Genomic DNA, 25,755 nt, shown 5'->3' on the forward strand with positions numbered 1-25,755 from the left:
TTCTATCCTCGCTTCCGCCGCATCGCGGCTCCGTGTCGCGCTGCCGCGCGCTGCTGCGCCCGGTCGCGAACAACGTCGACATGTTCGTGGGTCTGCTCATCGCCGGCCAAGTCGAGCTGGCGGATCACGTCGACCGTCAGGTCATGCAACGACGCGCCTTGCAAAATCAGTGTCACCGGCGGCTCCACACCGAAGTCCGCTCGTGCGGTGTTTCGGATACGCACCGCCATCAGAGAGTCCAGACCCAGCTCCGTCAACGGCATGGAGGCATCGACAGCCGACCGGTCAGCGTAGCCCATCACCGCGGCGATGCGCGTGTGCAACCGCTCGGTCACAACTTGACGTGCCTCGGCCGGGTCCATTTCCTTGAGCGCCTCGGGACCAGCCCAGTCGCCGCCGTCGCCGGCCGCGTCGAGTTCTTGGACCACCAGGGTGAAGTAACCGAGGTTGCGGATCTCGGGGAAGGCGATCAGCGCTCGGTCCGAACGCAGCCGCGCAACGCCGGTGCGGCCGCGGTCGGCGGCGAGCAAGGCGTCCAGTGCCACCACGCCTTCGGCCGGAGTGATCGGGTCCAGCGGGGTGCCGACCAGCGCTTGGGCCACACCCACCTCTGACCACGGGCCCCAGTTGATGGTGGCGGCCGGCAAACCGGCCGCCCGGCGCCACGCAACCAGACCGTCCAGCCACGCGCTCGCGCACGCGTACGCGGTCTGGCCGGGGGAGCCCAACAGCGAAGCGGTAGAGGAAAATCCCAGCCACCAGTCGAGTTCGCGAGTCGCGGTTGCGTCGTGCAGTCGCAGCGCGCCGGCGGCCTTGGGGGCCCACACTCGTTCGAGGCTGTCCTTGGTCATCGAGAACAGCAGGCTGTCGTCGATGACCGCCGCTCCGTGCACGATGCCGCGCAGCTGGCGCTGCTGGTCCTCGGCCGCGGCAACCAGACTTTCCGCCACGCCTTCGGTGGCCGAATCGCCGCAGACCACGACCACCTCTGCCCGGCTTTCCAGCTCGGCCAGAACTTTGCGCTGCTCATCGGAGGGTTCGCTGCGGCCGTTGAGAACCACGCGGCCCGCGCCGCTGTCCACCAGCCATCGGGCGACAACCAAGCCGAGACCACCGAGACCGCCGGTGACGATATAGGACGCTCCCGGGCGAATGACCGGGTCGCGCTGCGGTTCGGGGTCGAGGATCGCGCGGCACAGCTGGGTGACGTATCGGTGCCCATCTCGCCAAGCGACAACGTCGTCGTAGTTCGGGTCGTCACGCGGCGAACTGAGTTCGCCGGCCAACCTCGTTACCGAATCCGCACCCGTGTCCAGGTCCACGAGGGTGGCGCGCAGTTCGGGGTGCTCGTAGGCGAGCACCCGCACCAGACCCTGCAACGCACCGATCGCGGGGCGGCCCGGCTCGTCGTGAACCACGAGGCCGCCTTCGGTGACCAACCACAGCCGCGGTGCCCGCCCATGCCAGGTGCCGACGATCGCGCGAACGACCGTCGAGATCTGCCAGACGGTATCGCGGGACTGGATCAGGCCGTCATAGCTGATGCGGCCGCCGTCGGCAGCGCCGGAGTTGTTCCCCGCGCCCCCAACGAAAACGACGACACCGACGGGAAGCCGGTCGGGATCGCCCGCGGTTTCGGCGAACGCGGCGAGCATGGCGGCTTCATCGCCTAGGTCTGCGGTGATCACCCGGCGTTGCGGCGAACTCCACCGCGCGACGAACTCGTCGGCGTTGGACTTGGCGTCGGTGAGCACCAGCCAACTGCCGGGAGCATCGGGTTGGTCTGCGCCGGCGATGGATTTCTCCACCCACTCGGTGTCGAAGATCTTCTGCGCCAACGGCAGCGGCACACTGCGGCGCTCGACGCGACGCAGGTAGATGTCGTTGATCTCGACGGTCACATTTCCCGCGTCGTCGGTCAGGGTGATTCGGCCCAGCTTCCCGGCGCCGCCGTCGTTGAGGTTTGTCAGCTGGGCCCGGCAGCGAGCATGCCGGCCGGGGTTGTTGTACACCCGCAACGTCTCGAACGACACCGGCAGATAACTGGCTTCGGCCGACCCGGCGAACTCGTCGTTGGGGACGGCGGCCGCCAGACTTTGCAGAGCCGCATCCAGCATTGCTGGGTGGATGCGATAGCCCTGGTGCCTGGGCGCCTCGTCAGAAAGGGTGATCTCGGTTTCCACGGATCCGTCTGGCCGTCGGAGAATGCGAGTCAGGGCGGCAAACGCCGGACCATGGTTCTGGCCGGCTTGGCGCAGCAGGGCGTACAGGTCGGCCGGTTTGATGTCGGTCTCGTCCTGACGTGACGTGCGTTCTTCCAGCACCGGGGCCGCGCTCGGCGTGGACGTTTCGGCCTTGGCCACGGCATGCCGGCGCCAGCCGCTGGCGGAGCGGGAATAGATCTCGATGCGCGTCTTGTCGTCGGCCCGTCGAGTCAACTGCGTTGTGACCTGAGTGTGCTCGTCCAGATCGAGCATCTGTTCGATCTCGAGCTGGTTGATCGAGAGGGCATCGACCGGCAGATCGAAAGCCTCGCTGGCCGCCGCCAACGCGATCTCGGCGAAACCCGCCGCCGGCATGATGGCCTGACCGAACACCTTGTGGTCGCCGAGCCAGGGGCAAGCCTTGGTTCCGACGTCGGCCTGCCAGACGTGGTCGTGGCCAGAGGGAACCTCGATGTGCACGCCGAGCAACGGGTGGGCGGCCACCAATTCAGATATCCCGGACCGATCCTCGACCCAGAATTGGGTGTGCTGCCAGGGCGTCACCGGGATGTCGGCGAGTTGACCAGTGACAGCGTCGGCGGGCTTTTTGCCGACCGCCGCCAGGTTCGTGTGGAAGGTGATGGCGTCGTCTCCGTCGCGTTGCAAGGTGGCGGTTATCAGTCGGGTTCGGCTCTCGGCTGCGGCCAACGTGTCGGTGATGGCATGCGTCAGCAGCGGGTGGGGGCTGATCTCGACAAAGGTGTGATGTTGCGCGCCGGCGGTGGTGATGGCCTGGTGGAACCGCACCGGATTGCGCAGGTTGGCCGCCCAGTAGTCGGCGTCGAGCACCGGCTGAGGCTGCTCGCAGGTGGTCGTGATCATCGGGATGGCGGGCGGCTGGGGAGTCAAATCCGCTAGCGCGCTTCGCAAGTCGGGCAGGATTGGATCGATGATGGGGTGATGCGAGGCGACATCGACCTCGATCCGTCGGGCTAGCCGATTCTGGCCGGCCACCGCGGCGTTCACGGCGTCCACCGACTCGGGCGGGCCGGCCACCACCGACTGGTGCGGCGAGGCGTGCACGGCCAGCGTCACCTGCGGATAGTCGGCTATCAGAGCCTCGGCGGCATCGGAGTCGAGTTCCAACAGGGCCATCGCGCCCTGGCCGGCCAGCCGCGCCATCAGTCGCGAGCGGGTGGCGATGACTTTGAACCCGTCCGCCGGTGTCAAAGCCCCGGCTACCACGGCGGCGGACACCTCGCCCATCGAGTGGCCCACCACCGCGTCGGGTGTCACGCCGTGGGAGCGCCACAGTGCGGTCAGCGCCAGTTGGATACCCACCAGCACCGGCTGGATGCGGTCGATGCCGACCACCTCGCGGCCCTCGGTAAGGGTCTGCTGCAGCGAAAAACCGGCCTGGGCAACGAAATCGGGCTCCAGCTCGGCGATGGCTGCGGCGAATGACGGCTCGTCGGCCAACAACTGCCTGCCCATGCCAACCCACTGCGAGCCCTGTCCGGAGTACACGAACACGGTGCCCGGCTGGTTTTGGACGTCCTGGCAGCCCAGGACTCCGGGGCCAGGCTGGCCGGCGGCCAGTGCCCGCAGCCCCTCGACCGCGCCGGCTCGATCACGCGCAACCACGGCGCCGAACTTGCCATGGCGGGCCCGATGATGGTTGAGCGTGTGTGCCACATCGGCCAGCGGCGTCTGGGCCCCCGGTCCGTCCACCCAGTCGGCCAAGGCGGACGCCATCGCGGCCACCCGCTGCGGCGTCTTGCCCGAGACGACCAACGCCGACAACCCGGAACGGGGCTGATCCGCCGGCGCGGGCGCCGGGGGCTGCTCGAGCACCACGTGCGCATTCGTCCCGCTCAGGCCGAACGAGGAAACGGCCGCCCTGCGCAGGCCGGCGGGCCATTGCGCGCCCTGCGTGGGCACGAACAGCCGGGTTGACGATGCGTCGATGGCCGGATTCCAGCGGGAAAAGTGCAGATTGGGCGGAATGTATCCGTGCGCCACCGCCAGCGTCGCCTTGATGAAACTGGTAATCCCGGCGGCCGCCTCGAGGTGACCGAGGTTGGTCTTCACCGACCCCAGGGCGCACGAGTCCGCACCCTTGTCTTTGCCAAGGCCATAGGTGGCCGCGAGCGCCTCGAATTCAATGGGATCGCCCAACACCGTTCCAGTGCCGTGGGTCTCGACATAGTTGACGCTGTCGGCGGTCGCATCGGCCAGCTTCAACGCCGTGCCGATCACATCACGCTGCGCTGCCGCGTTCGGCGCGGTCATGCCGTTGGATCGACCGTCTTGGTTGATCGCCGAGCCCCGGACCACTGCCAGCACGCGGTCGCCATCGCGGACGGCGTCGACCAACCGCTTGAGCACCACGACCCCGCAGCCTTCACTGCGGACGAACCCGTCGGCCAAGGCGTCGAAGGTTTTACACCGGCCGGTCGGTGACAGGGCGGACCACTTGGACAGCGCGATGCTGGTGAACGGTGACAGCATGAGCTGAACCCCACCCGCGAGCGCCACGTCGCTTTCGCGCAATCGCAGGCTCTGGCAAGCCAAGTGCAGCGCCACCAGAGACGACGAACACGCGGTGTCCACGGCCACGGCTGGGCCGCGCAGTCCCAACAGATAGGAAATCCGCCCCACCGCGGCACTGTGCGGATTGCCGGTGCTGATGTACGCGTCGATCTCGGCGCGACGCTCGAGGTTCACGATCGTGTAGTCCCACGCCGACAACCCCATCACCGCCGCGGTTCGGGTGCCGCTCAGCGAATCCGGTGGCAGGCCGGCATGCTCGAGGGCTTCCCAGGCAACTTCGAGCAGCACCCGCTGCTGGGGGTCCATTGCCACGGCCTCGCGCGGGGTGATGCCGAAGAAGTCGGCGTCGAACCCGGCGACGTCGTCGATGAATCCGCCCCATTTCGTCGTCATCCGCCCCGGTGCCCGCGGATCGGGGTCATAGAACGCGTCCGCGTCCCATCGATCGGCCGGCACCTCGTCGACGGCGTCCCTGCCGTCTACCAGCAGCTGCCAAAAGCTGTCCGGCCCCGAAACATTCCCCGGCAACCGGCAACCGATCCCAACCACTGCCACCGGCTCGGCGATATCCGTCGGGAACGCCGTTCCCGCCCGCACAAGTTCACGCGCGAGGACCTCGCGCGCCTTCGGTGACATCTGTGCCGCGCGTTCGGCAAGACTTGTCATTACTCGCTGCTCCCCGTTGCCGTTTCCAGCTCGCTTGCTGCCACGAGGTCGGACAGCAATTCCATTTCTTCGTCCGACAATGCCGCCTCCGCGTCGGGCGTCTGCTCGACATCGGCTAGCTGCGCATAGCCAAGGCGTTCGCACAACGCGCCGGCAAGATCGGTGATGGTCGGGTATGCCCAGACCAAAGCCGCCGGCAACGTGGTGCCCAGGCTCGCTTCGAGCCTGTTGCGCAACTCGAGGGCCATCAGCGAGTCCAGACCGAGGGACTCCATCGGCCGGTCGACGTCGATCGGCTCGGTTGAGCGCAGCACCGCCCGGATCTCGCCGGCGATCGCGGCCGCGAGCCGGGCGGGACGCTCGGCGGCGGCCGCACCCTCCAAGGCATCCAATTCCGCACGGATCGCGCCGCCAGCACGGCGCTCCGGCGTGGTCGACTCCTGCAGCTTCGAGAACAGCGACGAACCCGCTGCGGCCGGGAAGGATTGGAACCACTGCCGGGCGTCGAGAATGAACACACCGGTGCGTGCCCGGTCTGCCGATAGCACCAGTTGCATTGCCGCCAGTCCCTGCTCGACGGTGATCATCGAGACACCGAGATCGGCGAAGAACTGGGCGCGGCCGACTTCGGCCCACGGGCCCCAGTTGATTCCCACGGCGGGCAGTCCGAGCGAACGGCGATAGGCGACCAGGCCGTCGACGAACGAGTTCGCGGCGGCGTAGGAACCCTGACCGGGCGCCCCAAGCAGCGAAGCCACCGACGAGAAGGTCAGCCACCAATCGAGGTCGAGGTCGGCGGTGGCCTCGTGCAGCCGCCAGCTACCGGCGACTTTCGGAGTGAACACCCGGCGCGCGGCCGATTCCGACATGTTCAAGACAATCTCGTCGTCGAGCACCATCGCGCTGTGCAGGACTCCGGCCAGCCGGAAGCCGCTGTTCTGCACCGTCTGCACCAGCCGTTCGGCGGTGCCGGGCTCGGCGATGTCGCCGGTGACGACCTCGATCCGGGTGCCACCGGAGCTCAGATCCGCGATGGCCGCCCGAACGTCGTCGCTGGGCTCCGAACGTCCGTTCAGCACAATCAAACCCGCGCCCTGCTCGGCCAGCCACCGCGCGACCACGAAACCCAAACCGCCCATGCCGCCCACGATGAGGTAGCCGCCCTCCGGGCTGACCAACGGCTCCGGTGGGGGCGAGGCGATCGTCTCGACAGTGCCGCCATCGGGGATCGAGATGACGATCTTGCCGGTGTGCTTGCCGGAGGCCATGAGCCGAAATCCGTCGGCCGCATCGCGCAGACCGAATTCGGTGACCGGAAGCACTTCCAGCGTGCCATCGGCCACATGCTCGAGAATTTCCTGCAGAAGTTCGCGGTACTTGGCCGGCTGCAGCTTCAGATTCAGGTCAAGGTCCACCACCGAGAACGACGCGCTCTTCGCCAACGCGGCCAATCCCAGGTTGGCGTTGGCGTGGACGTCCTTCTTGCCCAGTTCGATAAACCGGCCGCCAGGGGCCAGTATCTGCACGCCGCGCTGAATCGCCTCGCCGGCCAGCGAGTTGAGAACGATGTCGACACCGTAGCCGTCTGTGAGCTCCAGAATTTCGTCGGCGAAGTCGACGGTGCGCGAGTCGCCGACGTAGTCGACGCCCAGGCTGGACAGCATTTCGCGTTTGGCATCCGAGCCGGCCGTCGTGTAGATGCGCGCGCCGATCATCTTCGCGATCGACACCGCTGCCATTCCGACCCCGCCGGTGGCGGAGTGGATCAGCACGCGTTCGCCGGGGGATAGCCGCCCGACCTCGCACAACGAGTGCCACGCGGTGAGATAGGCGATGCCGAAGGTGGCCGCCTCGTTATCGGGCAACGTGTCGGGGATCGGGACGACGAGATCGGCAATCGTGCCCAGATGCGATCCGAATGTGCCTGGGCCGAAGGCGATCACGCGCTGCCCGATCTCGAGTGAGTCGACGTCGTCGCCGATGGCAGTCACGTAGCCGACACACTCGCCGCCGATCACCGGAGCCGCACCGTCGAGTCCCGGGTAGACGCCCATCGCCTTGAGCACATCGCTGAAGTTGAGCCCGGCGGCGGCGACACGAACCTCCACCTGATCGCCTTGAGGCCGGCATCGTTTCACCTGATGCACGGTCAGCGAGTCCAGCCGTCCGGGTTGATCGGTCCGCAGCTGTACCGCCCCGCCGGCGTCCAGATTTACCACGGTGCGGCGAGATTCGAGTTCGAGATCCCCGGTGCCAACCGTCGGTGCGGCCACCAGTCGGTGGACAAAGCGTTGTCCGTCCCGAAGCGAGATTTCGTCGTCGTCCGCGTCGGCCAGCAACTCTTGGGTCAGGGCGGCAAGTGAGCCCTCGCCGTCGCCCTCGATGTCGACGAGGGTGGTCTTGAGTTCCGGGTGCTCGAAGGTGAGCACGCGCGCGATTCCTCGAAGCTGTGTCTGTGCCAGGGTGACCTCGTCGGCCGGACTCAGCTGTTGTGCGCCCCGGGTGACGATCCACAATCGTGGGCTGTTCCGGGCCCCCATCCGCGTCACGGTCTGTGCCACGTCGGCGATCATCAGCGTGCGCTGCTGGGTCAGGTCCAGTTGAGCGTCCTGCGGCAGGGCCTCATCGACGGCTCGTGGTGGACAGACCACGACGATGTCCTGCCACAGGGCATCGGTTCGGGTGATGGCCGCGCGCAGCTTGGCTGCGTCGGCCGGTGACACCACGTCCAGCTCGGCGGCGCTGCCGGTCAGCGACGTCTGCAGGGCCGGCAACAGCCGGTCGTCGGCGCCGAGGTCACCGATCAACAACACGGCACCGGGTGTGGCGGCGGTTTGGTCGAGGGGTTTTGGCTCCCATTCCAGAGTGAACAGGCGGCTGGTGAGTTCGGTCGGGCTGGCGCTGGACCCCAGCACCGCCATCTCTACCTCGTCGATGACCAGCAGCGGCTGGCCATCGGGATCAACCAGGGTCACTCGGCCCACGAGGCGGTCCGGGCGATCGGTGGCGGCCCACGAGCCGATCGCGCGGACTCCCTCGGCGATGTCGCCGTACACGTGGATACCCGCGAAACGTATTGGCAGCACCAGGGTGTGGCCAGAATCCTGCTGTTCGGCGAGTTCGAGGGCCATCCGGGTGGCCCCGAGGGTCTGCACCGCGATATCCATCATCACCGGGTGTAGCGCGAAGCCGCGGTAGCCGATCCTGGCCGAAGAGGGGAGCCGGACGTCCGCACGGGCGGCACCCGACTCGGTGACGGCGAGGCCGACGATTCCGCGAAACGCGGGTCCGTGCTGTTGCCCGGCGCCGCGGAGCCGCTGATAGAGCTGCTCCGGGTCGAGTTCGTCGGTTGGGGCGCCCGCTTCCTCGACCGCCGGTCGCGGTGCGTCGCTATCGGAGGCGTCGTGGCGCGCGAGTGTCGCGGAGGCGTGCTTGACCCACCCCGAGGCGCCGCTTTGGGTGCTGATCTCGATCCGGCAGGTGTGCTCGTCCCCGGTGAGGGTGGTGACAAGTTTGGTGCCGTCGGTGACGTGGAGCAGTTGATGGAGGCTCAGTTCACGAATCACCCAGGGCTGATGCGCGTTTGAGGCCACCGAACCGTCCGGGCCGGCTGGGTCTGCCGAACCCTGGTCGCCTTCAGCGTCTTTGAAGGTGTCCATCGCTGCTGCCAGCGCGACCTCGGCGTAGGCCGACCCCGGCAGCACGCAAAGGTCGTCGATGACGTGATCTCCGAGCCACAGCAGATCCGGGCCTAGCTGGGATTCCCATACCCGGGTGCCATTGGTGGGATCGGTGACACCGATGCCGAGCAGTGGGTGGGATCCGGTCGCATAGCGAGACGCGGTCGTGCTGGAAATCCAGTGCTGGCCGTGTTGCCAGGGGGTGGTGGGTAGCACCGGGTGCGGTTCGGCAGGGTGCGGCGTCTGGGGGCCGCGGGTGGTGTGGGTCGCGTTGAAGTTGGTGTGGAACGTCAGGGTGTCATGCGCATCGCGCTGCAGGGTGCCGATGCTCAGATAACTCGCACCGGAATCGGTTTCGCCTTGGGCGCTGTCCTGGCTTGCGGCCAGCGTCTCGCTGATGGCGTGTGTCAACAGCGGGTGTGCGCTGATCTCGATGAAGGTGTGGTGGGCGGTGTCGGCACCGTTGAAGGCATGGGTGATGGCCTGCTGGAAGCGCACCGGGTTGCGCATGTTGGTGGCCCAGTGCTCGGCGTCGAAGGCCGGGCGACTTTCCAGATCCTCATAGGTGGTTGAGATGATCGGAATGGAGGGCGGCCGTGGGGTGAGGTCGGCCAACTCGGACCGCATCAGGGGCTGCAGGGCATCCATCGCCGGGTTGTGTGGGGCCACTTCGATATTGACCCGGCCGGCGAAGCGGTTCTGCGCGCGTACCTGCTCGATGAGTTCGTCGATCATCTGGGGCGGGCCCGCGATGACGGTTTGGCGTGGCGAGGCGTAGATGGCCAACGTGACCTCGGGGTAGCCAGCGATCAGTGCCTCGGTAGCCGTGGCGTCCAGTTCGAGCATCGCCATGGTGCCCTGGCCCGACAGCGGTGCCATCAGCCGGGACCGGGTCGCGGTCACCCGCAGGCCCTCGGCCGGCGTCAAGGCACCGGCCACCACCGCGGCGGCCACTTCACCCATGGAATGGCCGATCACCAGATCGGGTGTAACCCCGTAGTGGCGCCACAGCGCGGTGAGCGCCAACTGCATCCCGATCAGACCCAGCTGGATTTGTTCGATGCCTTCCAGTTCTTTTCCGTCGGCGATCACGTCGTGGAGCGAAAACCCGGCCTCGGCCAGGAACACCGGTTCCAGTTCGGCGATCGCCGCGGCGAATGCGGGTTCGTCGGCGAGAAGTTGGCGGCCCATTCCGGCCCACTGCGACCCGCGACCCGAGTACACGAACACGGTGCCGGGCCCGAGCGGCTTCTCGGGGCAACCGACTACGCCGGTGGCCGGCTCGCCGGCGGCCAGCGCACGCAACCCCGTGATGGCTTGCTCGCGGTCGACGGCGGCCACCGTGGCAAATTTGGGTTGGCGGGCGCGGTGATGGTTGAGCGTGTGGGCCACATCGCTCAGTGGCACCTCGCTACCGGGGCCTTCCATCCAATCGGCCAGCGCAGCGGCCGTTGCGGCCACCCGCTGCGCCGTCTTACCCGACACCACCAGCGTCGACACCGCCGGAGCAGCGTCTCGCGGCACCGGCACCGGCGCCGGATCCGGGGCCTGCTCGATCACCACGTGCGCATTGGTCCCGCTGACACCGAACGACGACACGCCGGCCCGGCGCGGTTGATCGGTGGCCGGCCATTCCATTTCCTCGGTGGCAATGGTCAGCCGCGACACGCCTTCACTGGCGTGGGGAGTGAGCTGGCGGAAGTTCAAGTTGCGTGGAATACGGCCGTGTCCGACGGCCAGCACCGACTTCATGAATCCGGCGATCCCGGCCGCGGCCTCCAGGTGGCCGAGGTTGGTCTTGACCGCGCCGAGCACCAGCGGCTCGCGGCCCTCCCGATCGGCGAAAACCTTACTCAGCGAGTCGAGTTCGATCGGGTCGCCGAGGGGAGTGCCGGTTCCGTGCGCCTCGATGTAGTCGATGTCGGCCGGCGTCAACTTGGCCGAATCGAGCGCCTGCGCCAGCAGCGCTTGCTGGGCCGGGCCGTTGGGAACCGTCACGCCACTGCTGGCGCCGTCCTGGTTGACCGCCGAACCGCGCACCACGGCGAGGATCCGATTGCCGTCGCGCTGCGCGTCGGACAACCGCTTGAGCACCACCACGCCAGCGCCTTCGCTGCGTACGTACCCGTCGGCGTCCGCGTCGAAGGTCTTGCATTGACCCTCCGGCGACAGCATGCCCCACCGGGAGCAGGCGATGCTGGTTCCGGGGCTGAGCAACAGGTTGGTCCCGCCGACCAAGGCCATGTCGGTTTCGCGCCAGCGCAGGCTTTGGCAGGCCAGGTGGATGGCCACCAACGACGACGAGCACGCCGTGTCCAGGACCATGGCGGGACCTCGGGCCCCGAGCAGATAGGCGGTTCGTCCGGCAGCGAAGTTCGCCGAGTTCCCGGTGAGCAGGTAGGCGTCCAGTTCTTCGGCTCGCACGGCGCCCGACATCATCAGCATGTAGTCATAGGCCGTTACGCCGACGAAAACCCCGGTCTGGGTGCCGCGAATGGTCTGCGGCGGGATTCCCGCGTTTTCCAGGGCTTCCCAGGCAACTTCGAGGAACAACCGTTGTTGCGGGTCCATCGCCGCCGCCTCGCGCGGCGGGATGGAGAAGAACTCCGCATCGAATTCGCTCGGCTCCCATGTCGAGAGGAAGCCGCCTTCGCGATTACAGATCGTTCCCGCAAGGGTGTGGTCGTCGGTGTAGAGGGCGTCGGCGTCCCACCGCTGGGAGGGAACCCGGACGATGCCGCTGCGGCCTTCGTGCAGCAAGTCCCAAAACTGTTCCGGGTTGTCGACTCCACCAGGGAATCGGCACCCCATGCCAACCACTGCGATTGGCTCGGTGCCCGCCTTTTCGGTGATTTCCAGGCGTGCGCTGAGGTCATCGATCTTGCGCAGCGCATCGGTTATGACCGCTCTGCGGTCCGGTGTCGCGGTCATCAGGTTCCTCGCAGCCTCTGCGAAAGCTGTTCCAATAGTTCGGCTTCGGTCAGTTCGTCGTAAACATCGGCTGTCGACTCATCGTCGGTCTCCAGCTCGGGCAGGATAGTCGCCAGATAGTCGGTAAGGCTGTAAACGGTCGGGTAGTCGAAAACCACCGACGGTGGCAGGAACTCGCCGAGGCTGTCCGACAGCGCCCGCTGCAGCGTCACGCTCATCAATGAGTCCATCCCGAGCTGGAAGAAGCCCGTGGAGGGATCCAGCGATTCGCCCGCATGTAAACCCATCACGTTGGCGGCAAGCATTGCCACCTGGTCGTGCAGCATGTCGTGGCGACGCTCCGGTGCACAGTTGCGCAGGGCGACACGGAATTCGCTTTCCAGCACCGTCGTCTCGTCCGAGACCGGCAGCACATCATCGACGATGCGCAGCGACCCGCGGGTTCGGTAGGCGGCGGCCAGCAGCGGCCAATCCGCCGCCACGACTACCGAATGCACTCCGGCGGCTTGGCTCATCACCAGCGGCAATGCGCCGATGGCGACGTCGTCCTGCATGGGCACCAACCCGGAGCCGAGGCTGACCTGGCTGGCATCGTGCTCGGCGTCGGCGAGGGACTTCCACAGGCCCCAGTTGACCGTGGTGGCCGGCAACCCCATCACCCGGCGCGCGTAGGCCAGTGCGTCGAGGTAGCCGCTGGTGGCGGTGTAGTGGGCTAGCCAGCGTGAGCCGATCAGGCCGGAGATGGAGGAGAACAAGACGAAGTGACGCACCGGGACCTTCAGCGACAACCGGTGCAGCAGGGCCGCGGCGTCGAGTTTGGGCGCAAACATGGCCGTCACGTCGTCGTTTGTCATCTCGGTGAGCAGCACGGGCTGGCCCGCGAAGGCGGCCAGATAGATGCCTTCCAGCGGTGGCAAGTCGGCACCGAACCGGTCGAACAACGCGGTCATCGCGGCTTCGTCGGTGGCATCAGCGGCCGCGATGACGAGGTTAACCCCTTCTGCGGCAAGGCTTTCAGCCAACTTCTGCAGCCGCTGACCGGGATTGCGCGATACGGCGACGATGGTCTTGGCGCCCATCTCGGCGAGCTGGTTGATGAGGTGCGGCCCGATGTTACCGGTGGCGCCGATCACCAATTGGCTAGCGCCGGCATCCAGCGCGACCGGTTGCGCGGCGAGGGAGTGTCTGCGCAACCGGGGAACGTGGCGCACCCCCGACCGGTAGACCACCTGGTCCTCCGAGTCGGTGGCGTCGGCTTCGTCCAACACCTGGCGCGCGACCACCTGGGCCGGCACCGAGTTGTCGAAATCGATTATTGCGCCCCAGATTTCGGGGTGCTCGAGGGTGATGGTGCGGCCCAGGCCCCACAGCACGCCATGGCTGGGGTTCGCGGGATCGCCTTCGGCGATCGGCTGGGCGTTGCGGGTGGCGATGAGCAACTTGGCCGGTGAGCCGTTGGCGATCATCGCAGTGGCGAGGCGGCGCGCCTGGTGGAACAGCTGGTAGGCCTCTGCGACATCGAGCGGGTCGGCGGGGACCGGCGGCGCGTAGAGCACGTAGTCGACATCGCTGAGCGCCCGGGCCAACGCGGCCGGCTCGCTATCGCTGTCCAGCACGTCCGCGCCACGGCCCAGTTCGGCGGCCAGGTCGGCATTGCCCAGCACCAGCCACCGGCCGTGGACCGCGGTCTGCGCACTCGGCGTGTCCGGCAAGGACTGCGCCGCCCACACAACCTTGTGGGACCACTCGTCGAGGAGGCTGCCGCTCTCCGGTGACCAGCGGGTATCCAACGCGGCCCCGGTACCGTCTCGAGACTCCGACCGCGACAGCGCGGGTGAACTCGAGGCCGCGTTGTCGATCCAGTGGTGGGTGTGGTGCCAGGGTGTGGTGGGGATTTGGGGGTGTGGTTCGGGGGGGTGGGGGGTTTGGGGTGGGGCGGTGCGCACGGTGTTGAGGTTGGTGCGAAAGACGATGGTGTCGTCGCTGTCGCGTTGCAGGGTCCCCAGGCTGGTGTATTTACTTCCGGGCTGCACGGTGTGCAGGGTTTCCAGGATCGCTTGGGTCAACAGCGGGTGTGCGCTGATTTCGATGAAGTTGTGCTTGTCGGTTGCCGCTGCGGTGATGGCTTGTTGGAAGTGCACTGGGTTGCGCATGTTGATGGCCCAGTGCTCGGCGTCGAAGGTCGGGCCGGATTCGCGGGCAGCGCCCAGGTCCGCGTAGGTGGTGGAGATGATCGGGATTGTTGGGGTCCGCGGCGCCAGATCCGCTAGTTCCGAACGCATCTGGGGTTGCAGCGCGTCCATGGCGGGGTTGTGCGGGGCCACTTCGATGTTGACTCGGGTGGCGAAACGGTCGCGGGCGCGTACGACGGTGATCAACTCGTCGATCTGGTCGGTGGGCCCGGAGATCACGGTCTGGCGTGGCGAGTTGTAGATGCCCAGCGTGACCTGTGGGTAGTCGGCGATCAGCGCCTCGGTCTGGGACGCGTCGAGCTCCAGGAGGGCCATACCGCCTTGTCCGGACAGTGGGGCCATCAGCCGCGAGCGCACGGCGGTCACCCGCAATCCTTCGGCGGGGGTCAGTGCTCCGGCGACCACGGCGGCGGCGACCTCGCCCATGGAGTGGCCGATGACCAGGTCGGGCTGGATTCCGTAGGAACGCCACAGCTCGGTGAGGGTGAGCTGCATGCCGATCAGACCTAGCTGGATCTGTTCGATGCCGACTAGTTCTGTTCCGTTGGCCAGGACGTCGTGCAGGGAGAACCCGGCTTCGGCCAGGAATACCGGTTCCAGTTCGGCGACGGCTGCGGCGAAGGCGGGTTCGTCGGCCAGCAGTTGGCGGCCCATTCCGGCCCACTGCGATCCGCGGCCGGAGTAGACGAACACGGTGCCCGGCTCGGGCGGGGCGTCGGCTGGATTGACCACGCCGGGGGCGTGTTGGTTGGCGGCCAGCGCGCGTAGTCCGGCCACCGCTTGGGCGCGTTCCCGGGCGACCACGGTGCCGAACCTGGCCTGCCGGGAACGGTGATGGTTGAGCGTGTGGGCCACATCGGCCAGCGCCACCTCGGCGCCCGGGCCCTCCATCCAATCGGCCAGCATCCCGGCCGTCGCAGCCACCCGCGCCGGCGTCTTACCCGCCACCACCAGCGTCGTGACCTCATCGTCGGTGCCGCGCCGGCCGGCTGGCGACAGTTCCGGACCCTGCTCGACGATTGCATGCGCATTCGTCCCGCCCAGGCCGAAGGAGGAAACCGCCGCCCGTCGTGGACCCGAATCTGACGGCCAAGCAATGTTGTCGAGCGGAACGAAAAGCCGCGTCGATGCCGCGTCGATGGCCGGATTCCATTGTGAGAAGTGCAGGTTCGGGGGGATTTGGCCGTGTTGTACGGCCAGTACCGCCTTGATGAACCCGGCCACGCCGGATGCGGCCTCGAGGTGACCGATGTTGGTCTTGACGGCTCCCAGTGCGCACGAGTCGCCATCCTGGCCTTTGATGAGGCCATAGGTGGCCGCCAGCGCCTCGAACTCGATCGGGTCCCCGAGTTGGGTTCCGGTGCCGTGGGTCTCCACGTAGTGCACACTCTCCGGCGCGACATCGGCCGAGCGCAACGCGTCGGCGATCACATCGCACTGGGCGGCCGTGTTCGGTGCCGTGATGCCGTTGGAGCGCCCGTCCTGGTTGACCGCGGAACCGCGCACCACCGCCAGTATCTGATTCTGGTCACGTAGCGCGTCGGTAAGACGCTTGAGCACCACAACCCCGGCGCCTTCACCACGTACGAACCCGTCGGCGGCCGCATCGAAGGTGGCGCACCGGCCTTCCGGTGAGAGCAGGCCCCACGCCGAGATGGCGATCTGGGTCTCCGGGCGCAGGGTCGCGCTGACCCCGCCCGCCAGTGCCAGATCGGTTTCGCGCAGGCGCAGGCTCTGGCACGCCAGGTGGATCGCCGACAAGGACGACGAGCAGGCCGTGTCGATTGCCGCGGCCGGGCCACGCAGCCCCAGCAGGTAGGAGATCCGCCCGGCGGTAATGCTGTGCGAGTTGCCGGTTCCGGTGTAGGCGTCCACGTTTTCGCGGCTGGACGCCAACATGGATTGGTACTCGTTGAAGTAGACGCCCATCATGACCGCGGTTCGCGTGCCGGCGAGGGATTCCGTTGGAATGCCCGCATGTTCGAGGGCTTCCCAGGTGACCTCGAGCAGCATCCGCTGTTGCGGGTCCATCGACGCCGCTTCGCGCGGGGTGATGCCGAAGAATTCGGCGTCGAATCCGGCGATGTCTGCTACGAAGGCGCCCCACTTGGTGGTCATGTGCCCGGGCGTCAACGGGTCGGGGTGGTAATAGTCGTCCGCGTCCCAGCGCTCCGCGGGAATCCCCGAGATGGCGTTGCCGCCTTCGACCAACAGGTCCCAGAAGCTGTCGGGGCCCGTCACGTTCCCCGGAAAACGGCAGCCGATACCCACGACCGCCACGGGCTCTGCCGTGGTGGTGCGTGAGGCCCGGGAGAACTCCTCGGACAGGGCAGCACGCTGCTGAGCCGTCATACTCGAGATGCGGCTGTACACAGATCGCATTACCCAGGGCCCTCCGGGAGCAGTGAAGACGACTCGATGCGGTCGAACAGGCTGTCCAATGTGCTTCCCGCTGAAGCGGACAATTCGGCCATCTGGTCGTTACTTGAATTATCTTGTGGCGCAACACGGTTAGCGAGATAGCTGGCAAGTGATGCGACAGTCGGGTGATTGAACAGCATGGTTGCCGACAACTCGATACCCACGAACATCTCGGCCTCGCGCCGAATCGCCATCGCCATCAGGGAATTGAGCCCCAGTTCGGCAAGCGGCCGGTCGGTTTCCAGATCTGACTCCGAAACCCGCAGCTCGCGGGCGACTATCCTGCGTAGCCCCGCTTCAAACTCGGTGCGCACTTCCTGCGCCGACAGGTGCGACCAATCTCGCGCCGGAATCGTCGAAGCCTCCGCAAAATCGCGCAGCAGGTCGTCAACGATGTGCAGGGACCCGCGGGTTCGGTAGGCGGCGGCCAGCAGCGGCCAATCCGCTTCGACCACAACGGAATGCACTCCGGTGGCTGGGTTCATCAGCAGCGGCAGTGTGCCGATGGCGACCTCGTCCTGCATCGGCAGTAGTCCGGATCCCACGCTGACCTGGCTGGCGTCGTGCTCGGCGTCCGCGAGGGACTTCCACAGGCCCCAGTTGACCGTGGTGGCCGGCAACCCCAGGGCGTGGCGTGCGTAGGCCAGTGCGTCGAGGTAGCCGCTGGTGGCGGTGTAGTGGGCGAGCCAGCGTGAGCCGATCAAGCCGGAGATGGAGGAGAACAAGACGAAGTGGCGCGCCGGGACCTTCAGCGACAACCGGTGCAGCAGGGCCGCGGCGTCGAGTTTGGGTGCAAACATGGCGCGCACGTCGGCATCGGTCATTTCGTTGAGCAGGACCGGTCCGCCGGCAAAGGCCGCCAGATAGATGCCTTCCAGCGGTGGCAAGTCGGCACCGAACCGGTCGAACAGCGCTGTCATCGCTGTTTCGTCGGTGGCATCAGCAGCTTCGATGACGAGGTTGGTCCCTTCTGCGGCAAGACTTTCAGCCAGTTCTTGGAGTCGCTGTCCGGGATTGCGCGACACCGCGACAACGGTCTTGGCGCCCATCTGCGCCAGCTGGCGGATCAAGTACGGGCCGATGTTACCAGTCGCGCCGATGACGAGTTGACTGCTGTTGGGGTCCAGCGTCACCGGCGCCACGGCAGGCGCCGTGCGGCGCTGCAAGCGGGGCACGTGGCGACCGCCACACCGGTAAACGACCTGGTCTTCGCCATCGGTGCCGGTGACTTCGCCCAGTATCTTCGGCGCCGCCAGCTCGGCCGGCATCGATTCGTCCAAATCGATAATGCCGCGCCAAATTTCGGGGTGCTCCAGGGCGATGGTGCGGCCCAGGCCCCACAGCACTCCGTGCGCGGGGTTGGCGCGATCGCCCTCGGCGATCGGCTGCGCGTTGCGGGTAACGAGCAACAGTTTGGCCGTCAAAGACGCCTTGGTCATCACCGTGACCAGGCGGCGCACCTGGTGGAAGAGCTGGTAGGCCGCGTTGACGTCGAGGGACTTTCCTGCGGGTGGGGCGTAGACCACATGCTCGACGCCGGCAAGCGCCGCGAGCAGCTCGCTCTCCTCGGTCAGCGCGGACGGGTCGATGACGTCGACGCGTGTTTGTGCGCCGGCGGCCAGGCCCAGCTCGGCACCGAGCTCTGCGTCCGCGAACACCAGCCACCGGGTACCGCTTGCGGTCTCGGTGCTTGCCTTGGCATCAGCCAACGGCTTGGTGGGCCAGCCCACCCGGTAGTGGCAGGAGTCAACCGCATCGTCGGAGTCGCCCGACACCGAGGGCTCGCTGGACCCAGCGGCGTCCTTGTCCGGGGTTGATGCCGATCGGCTGGCGACTGCTGGGGTGTCGATCCAGTGGTGGGTGTGGTGCCAGGGTGTGGTGGGGATTTGGGGGTGTGGTTCGGGGGGGTGGGGGGTTTGGGGTGGGGCGGTGCGCACGGTGTTGAGGTTGGTGCGAAAGACGATGGTGTCGTCGCTGTCGCGTTGCAGGGTCCCCAGGCTGGTGTATTTACTTCCGGGCTGCACGGTGTGCAGGGTTTCCAGGATCGCTTGGGTCAACAGCGGGTGTGCGCTGATTTCGATGAAGTTGTGCTTGTCGGTTGCCGCTGCGGTGATGGCTTGTTGGAAGTGCACTGGGTTGCGCATGTTGATGGCCCAGTGCTCGGCGTCGAAGGTCGGGCCGGATTCGCGGGCAGCGCCCAGGTCCGCGTAGGTGGTGGAGATGATCGGGATTGTTGGGGTCCGCGGCGCCAGATCCGCTAGTTCCGAACGCATCTGGGGTTGCAGCGCGTCCATGGCGGGGTTGTGCGGGGCCACTTCGATGTTGACTCGGGTGGCGAAACGGTCGCGGGCGCGTACGACGGTGATCAACTCGTCGATCTGGTCGGTGGGCCCGGAGATCACGGTCTGGCGTGGCGAGTTGTAGATGCCCAGCGTGACCTGTGGGTAGTCGGCGATCAGCGCCTCGGTCTGGGACGCGTCGAGCTCCAGGAGGGCCATACCGCCTTGTCCGGACAGTGGGGCCATCAGCCGCGAGCGCACGGCGGTCACCCGCAATCCTTCGGCGGGGGTCAGTGCTCCGGCGACCACGGCGGCGGCGACCTCGCCCATGGAGTGGCCGATGACCAGGTCGGGCTGGATTCCGTAGGAACGCCACAGCTCGGTGAGGGTGAGCTGCATGCCGATCAGACCTAGCTGGATCTGTTCGATGCCGACTAGTTCTGTTCCGTTGGCCAGGACGTCGTGCAGGGAGAACCCGGCTTCGGCCAGGAATACCGGTTCCAGTTCGGCGACGGCTGCGGCGAAGGCGGGTTCGTCGGCCAGCAGTTGGCGGCCCATTCCGGCCCACTGCGATCCGCGGCCGGAGTAGACGAACACGGTGCCCGGCTCGGGCGGGGCGTCGGCTGGATTGACCACGCCGGGGGCGTGTTGGTTGGCGGCCAGCGCGCGTAGTCCGGCCACCGCTTGGGCGCGTTCCCGGGCGACCACGGTGCCGAACCTGGCCTGCCGGGAACGGTGATGGTTGAGCGTGTGGGCCACATCGGCCAGCGCCACCTCGGCGCCCGGGCCCTCCATCCAATCGGCCAGCATCCCGGCCGTCGCAGCCACCCGCGCCGGCGTCTTACCCGCCACCACCAGCGTCGACAGCGCCGGGGTCAAGTCCGCCTCGGGCGAGGAAGCCGCTTCTTGACCCTGCTCGATCACCACGTGGGCGTTGGTGCCGCCGAATCCGAATGACGACACGCCGGCCCGCCGCGGATGACCCGTGTCCGGCCAATCAGTCAGTTCGCCAACGACCTTCATCCGCAGGTCGGCGAAGGCAATGTGTGGGTTTGGGCTCTCGAAACGCTGGTTGGGCGGAATCCGGCCATGCTGCACCGCCAGCACCGCCTTGATGAAACCGGCGATTCCGGCCGCTGCCTCGGTGTGGCCGAGGTTGGTCTTGACGGCGCCGATGAGCAGCGGAGATTCCTCGGGACGACCGCGGCCCAGCACCGAGCCCAGGGCGCGCGCCTCGATCGGGTCGCCCAGCAATGTTCCGGTCCCGTGCGCTTCGACGTAGTCGACCTCGCTGGGCTGCATCCCCGCGTTCGTGTAGGCCGCACGGAGCACGGCCTGCTGCGCGGCCGGGTTGGGAGCCATCAGACCGTTGGAGCGACCGTCCTGGTTGATCGCCGAACCGCAGATCACTGCGAGCACTCGATCGCCGTCTTGCTGCGCATCGGTCAACCGCTTGAGCACCACCACCCCGGCACCTTCACCACGGACGAAACCGTCGGCGGCCGCGTCGAAGGCGCGGCAGTTGCCGGTTGGCGACAATGCGCCGACCTGATCGAATCCGCGAAACACCGCCGGAGACAACAGCAAATTCACCCCGGCGGCGATCGCCAGGTTCGAGTCCTGCATGCGAAGGCTCTGGCAGGCGAGATGAATCGCCACCAACGACGACGAGCAAGCGGTGTCAACTGCCACCGAAGGGCCACGCAGGTCAAGGAAGTAGGAGAGGCGGTTGGCGATGATGCTCATCGCGCCGCCGGTGTTGCTCCAGCCATCGACTTGAGTGAGGTCGGTGGAAGCGATGGCGCCGTATTCACTCAGACATGAGCCGGCGAACACCCCGGTTTGCGAACGGCGCAGCGAGCTCGGCGGAATTCCCGCGTGCTCCAACGCTTCCCACGCCACCTCCAGCAGCAGGCGTTGCTGCGGGTCCATCTTGTCGGCCTCGCTGGCGGAGATCTCGAAGAAATCCGCGTCGAAGGCATCGATGTCGGTCAGGTACGAGCCCCACCGGGTGGTGCGGGCCAGCAGCGCTTTTACCGCGGGCGATCCGTCGTCGAATTGCGCCCACCGTTCGTCGGGAACCCGACCGATCGAGGACTTGCGGTCACAGAGGAACTGCCACAACGCTTCCGGTCCGGATATCCCGCCCGGAAACCGGCACCCCATGCCGACAACGGCGATGGGCTCCTCGAGTGAGCCGCGCACGGTGCGGCTCACTGCGGCTTCGGCCCCCGTGCTGGGCTCGGGCGCGGTCAGGTATGCGGCCAGGTCATTGATGGTCGGATGTTCCCAGAAGTCGATCGGGGAGACGGTCCTGCCCAGCAACTCGGTCAACTCGCCCGACAGCACAACGGCGTCACGGGAACTCACGCCGAGGTCAGCCAGCGAAAGGTTGGGGTCGACCTCATCGGGTGGGCAGCCGATGTTGGTGACCAGGTAATCGACGAGCCAGTGGCGGAGGTCGGCTTCTCCACCGATGCTCGGTGTCATACCGTCACGTCCAGCCGATTGAATCCGTCGCTGCGATAGCGTTCGACGCAGGCCGCACGCCGGATCTTTCCGCTGGTGGTGATCGGGATCGAGCCGGGCGGTACCAGCACGACGTCGGCCACCCGCAGACTGTGTGACTTCGAGATCGCCGAAGTGATCTCGCGCTTCACCGAGCAGAGCTTGACCATGGCTTCCTCCGCGGAAGCCCCCCGTCGCTTCAGCTCGATGATCGCCACCAGTTGCTCGGTGATGTTGTCCGGCACGGCAATGGCCGCCACGCGCCCGCCGGTGATTTCCTGGATCGTCGCTTCGATGTCGTCGGGGTAGTGGTTGCGGCCGTCCACGATCACGAGGTCCTTGATCCGGCCCATGAGGTCCTTGATCCGGCCCATGATGAACAGTTCGCCATTGGACATGACGCCCAAGTCTCCGGTGCGCAGCCACGGCCCCTCAGGTGTTCCGGGCGCGGGATTGACGATCCGTGCGTTGAACGTGCGGTCGCTCTGCTCGGGCTTCTGCCAGTACCCCATGGCCACGTGCTCGCCATGCGCCCAGATCTCACCGACCGTCCCCGATGGGTTCTCGATCATGGTCTCGGGGTTGACGATTCGCACGGCCGACGGGTCGGGCGAGCCGTAGCTGATGAGTTCGGTGCCGACCGATCCGTCAGCCCGGCACGGCCTGGCATGGCCGGCGGTCAGGGACTCGTAGTCGAACCGGACCGTCCTGGGGGTGGTGCCGGGTTCCGGTGCGGCCACGTAGAGGGTTGCCTCGGCGAGGCCGTAGGACGGCCGCACCGCAGCGGGGCTGAGGTTGAAGGGAGCGAAACGCTCGGTGAACCGCTTGATCGTTGCCACGTGAATGCGCTCACTGCCGCTGACGATCCCGAGCACATCACCCAGGTCGAGTCCGGCCAAGTCCTCGTCGGTCGTCCTGCGCACCGCCAATTCGAAGGCAAAGTTCGGCGCCGCGGAAAAGCATTTGGGATGGCTGGCCAGCAACTGCATCCAACGGGCCGGCCGGCGCAGGAACGACATCGGGCTCAACAAGACGGCGGTGCAACCGGTCACCAACGGGGCGCAAATTCCGAGGATGAGTCCCATGTCGTGAAACAGTGGCAGCCATGAGACCATGGTGGTGTCCGCGGGGAACTTGTCGGGACCGCCGAAGTACCCGTACAGGCTCTGCGTCACGTTCGCGATGACATTCTCGTGCGAGACGATGACGCCAGCCGGGGTGCGGGTCGACCCGGACGTGTACTGCAGATACGCGGACCCGGAGGCGGGCTGTGGGAGAGCTTGCTGCGGGTGCGGGGTGTCCAGGTCGAGCAGGTCGACCTCGATGACCGACGGAGCGGGCTGTCCGTCTTGTGAGCTGGCGTATTTTGTTACGACGCCTACCACGGCCGAGGTCGTGAGAATGGCGACCGGTTGGGAATCCCGCAGTACCGCGGATACACGTTCGTCATGAACGCCGTACTGCGGTGTGGAAAGTGGGACCCCGATAAATCCGGCCTGTAGTGCCCCGAGGAACGCGACAATGTATTCCAGCCCCTGCGGCGCCAAAATTGCTACTCGGTCACCCGGAACGCCATACATTGTGAGTTCGTCAGCAACGACGCAGGCACGCGCATGAACCTGCGACCAAGTCAACGTCTCGGCAAAGCCGTTGGGGTCTAAGTCGTAGTCCAGAAAAGTAAAGGCAGTCTCGTTGGGCCGCTGGTCGGCCTGCTCCTTCAGCAAAGAGGGGATGGAACGGTCGGTCACCGGCATCGCACTACACTCCCATTCGGCTGTCTGCTCAATTATGTGTTGCGGAAGCTGTGAACCCGCTTGCGATCGCACAGCGAGACTTCGCAGCGCTGTCTAACCGCGCTGGTCCGCATTGACCAGGCCGCTCTGTTGCTGCCGCAGTTTTGCACCTCGCAAAGCACGCCTGCGTGGCACCAGCAGTCGGGCCTAGACTAAACCCAGTTCCCCGAATAACGAATCCCTAGCTGTAGGGTATGCGCCTTCGGAGACAGGTGCGGGCGGTATTCGGAAAATCTGGTCGCTGCTTGCGACGCCCGCAGATCGCACTATCTAGTATCCCAGCGCTTTGATCAGCATTGAGCGCTAATTTCATGCCCCCCCGGGGGAAGCGGTCGTACGTTCTGTGAAATTTGAGGCATGTGTGACCAATGTCCAGTTGAGGCATGTGTGACCAATGTCCAGTTGCGTGAGATATGAGGTTTCGACTGCTAGGACCAGGATGCCAGCGGTTTTGGGACTGGCGTCCAGTTGTGACAAAGGTAACATCGGTGAAACCTCCGTCGCGGGTGATCCATGGCACATCGGCCCAGGCTAGGTGGCATGCGGGGGCGAAACTGGGTGGGCTTGCGGCGGCCCGGCGGCCCCCGTCAGCGTGCAGCGAACCGGGATGCCGGAGCGGCGTAAGCCGCCCGTCAGCCGGCGTCGCGGGCCCAGGTTTCGCCCTAGCTAAATTTGGTCAAACTGCTGCAGCGTTCCGATCTCTATGTCGCTTACCAGCTCTGGCAAATTTTTGTTCAGGTAAAAATGGTCGCCGGGAAACTCGCGGAGCGAAAAGTCTCCGGTGGTGCGCTCGCGCCACGGTTCCATGTCTTCTCGGGTGGCAATCCAATCTTTGCTCCCGATAAATGTGTAGATTGGGCACGATAATTTGTTTTCCGGTGGGCAGTTATAACCGGCGATGGCTCGAACTGCCCTCAATGTCGGCAGGACTCCCACTCGAAATTCTTCATCGTTGAAGAATTCTGGATCGGTTCCAGTTGCCCGGGCGACGAGGTCGAGCATCTCGTTATCCGAGTAGCCCTTGAGTTGCTTGTACTTGATGTGACCCGGCGCCGAGCAGGCGGACAGAAACAGGGCAAGTACCCGATATCCCGCCGCTTCGAATCGCAGTGCCACTTCGAAGGCCAGCATTCCGCCCATGCTGTGACCGAAAAGCGCGACCGGAGTGTCAATCCGAGCCGCTGGCTTCATGATCGCGAAGATTTCCTCGGCGAGGCCGGGGATGCTTTCCAGTGGTGGCAGGCCGTACCCGTCCTGCTGGCCGGGGTATTGGACGGCTACCCGCTTCACTTCGCCGGAAAACTCCTTAGCAAATGGAACGTAATCCTTCGCCGTTCCACCGGCATGTGGGAAGATGTATAGCGTAGGTGCAGTTAGCTTTTCGTCGCTTTTACTGTTGCTTGAGCGCCCGTTCACGGGGTCACCATACCTTGGTTTACAAACCGCTTGTATCGGCGTTCTTGCTCGTCGTGGTGGTTAGCCGACTCACTGACGCGGTGCCGCGCGGGCCCGGCGATGACCGCTTCGGGGGCCACGCCCGCCGGCCCGGCCGGCCGCTGGGCGTGGCCGTGTGCTGCGGGAACCGCCGTATCGCGGGTCGCCGAGGCTGCGTTGAAATCTGGAAATAGACCCGACACACCGGTGCCGAACCATCGTCACAGGGATAACACCGGGCACACTGGTAACAACAGCAGTGCCAGTGATACCAGGAGGGTATGGCCGTGTACCGAGTCTTTGAAGCGCTCGACGAATTGGGCGCAATCGTCGAAGAAGCCCGCGGCGTGCCGATGACGGCCGGATGCGTTGTGCCCCGCGGCGACGTGCTCGAGCTGCTCGACGACATCAAAGACGCGATTCCGGGTGAACTCGACGACGCCCAGGATGTGCTCGACGCGCGCGACTCAATGCTGCAGGAGGCCAAGGCCCATGCCGACTCGATGGTGTCCTCGGCGACCACCGAGTCGGAATCGATGCTCAACCACGCCCGTGCGGAGGCTGACCGGATTCTCTCCGATGCGAAAGCTCAGGCCGATCGGATGGTTGGTGAGGCGCGCCAGCACAGCGAACGGATGGTGGGGGAAGCACGCGAGGAGGCCATTCGTATCGCGGCCGCGGCCAAGCGCGAATACGAAGCGAGCATGAGTCGGGCCAAGTCGGAATGCGATCGGCTCATCGAAAGCGGCAACATCTCTTACGAGAACGCCGTGCAGGAGGGCATCAAAGAACAGCAGCGCCTGGTTTCGCAGAACGAGGTGGTCCAGGCGGCGAATGCGGAAGCCACCCGGCTGGTCGATACCGCCCACGCCGAGTCTGACCGGCTGCGTGGTGAATGCGATGTCTATGTGGACACCAAACTCGCCGAGTTCGAGGAAATGCTCAACGGCACGCTCCGTTCTGTCGGGCGGGGACGCCACCAGCTACGCACCGCGGCCGGTACGCACGACTACGCCACGCGCTAGTCGCGAGCGGGCGCCGGGAGGCCGGGCAAACCGGATGGCGCCAGATCGCGGGCTCGCGCCGTAGGATTT

The 25,755-nt window shown here is 66.2% G+C and carries 7 protein-coding genes and 1 pseudogene; 1 reads left to right on the top strand and 7 read right to left on the bottom strand.

The window, feature by feature from the left end; translation table 11 throughout:
- Positions 1-2: 2 nt before the first annotated feature.
- From SHTP_RS08875 to SHTP_RS08900, 7 genes and pseudogenes are all read right to left on the bottom strand, one after another.
- Entirely contained in the window at positions 3-5,423 is a 5,421-nt protein-coding gene (locus tag SHTP_RS08875; protein ID WP_096370363.1) for a type I polyketide synthase, read from the bottom strand.
- Complete coding sequence (locus SHTP_RS08880; RefSeq protein ID WP_096370364.1) at positions 5,423-12,034, bottom strand: type I polyketide synthase; 6,612 nt, start codon at positions 12,032-12,034, stop codon at positions 5,423-5,425. Before SHTP_RS08880 ends, SHTP_RS08875 begins: the two co-directional genes overlap by 1 nt.
- Entirely contained in the window at positions 12,034-16,608 is a 4,575-nt protein-coding gene (locus tag SHTP_RS08885) for a type I polyketide synthase (RefSeq protein ID WP_096370365.1), read from the bottom strand. The genes SHTP_RS08880 and SHTP_RS08885 overlap by 1 nt, the downstream gene beginning before the upstream one ends.
- Entirely contained in the window at positions 16,608-18,086 is a 1,479-nt protein-coding gene (locus SHTP_RS30355) for a beta-ketoacyl reductase (protein WP_420872974.1), read from the bottom strand. The genes SHTP_RS08885 and SHTP_RS30355 overlap by 1 nt, the downstream gene beginning before the upstream one ends.
- A 221-nt stretch (positions 18,087-18,307) precedes the next feature.
- Positions 18,308-21,416, bottom strand: a pseudogene (locus SHTP_RS30360) (type I polyketide synthase); the annotation flags it as partial.
- Positions 21,413-23,188 carry a long-chain-fatty-acid--AMP ligase FAAL26/FadD26 gene (gene fadD26, locus SHTP_RS08895; RefSeq protein WP_096370367.1) on the bottom strand — a complete coding sequence of 592 codons (1,776 nt, stop codon included), beginning with the start codon at positions 23,186-23,188 and terminating at the stop codon, positions 21,413-21,415. The gene fadD26 and the pseudogene SHTP_RS30360, both read right to left, overlap by 4 nt.
- 705 nt (positions 23,189-23,893) lie before the next feature.
- Positions 23,894-24,679: a thioesterase II family protein gene (locus tag SHTP_RS08900; protein WP_172900657.1), complete on the bottom strand. Its 786-nt coding sequence runs from the start codon at positions 24,677-24,679 to the stop codon at positions 23,894-23,896.
- Positions 24,680-24,948: 269 nt separating this feature from the next.
- On the opposite strand from SHTP_RS08900, the gene sepIVA reads away from it, so the two are divergent.
- A complete protein-coding gene (gene sepIVA, locus SHTP_RS08910) occupies positions 24,949-25,686 on the top strand; it encodes a cell division protein SepIVA (RefSeq protein WP_015355171.1) in 738 nt (245 codons plus the stop codon).
- Positions 25,687-25,755: the final 69 nt, after the last annotated feature.

Source organism: Mycobacterium ulcerans subsp. shinshuense, from assembly GCF_002355775.1.
Lineage (GTDB): Bacteria > Actinomycetota > Actinomycetes > Mycobacteriales > Mycobacteriaceae > Mycobacterium > Mycobacterium marinum.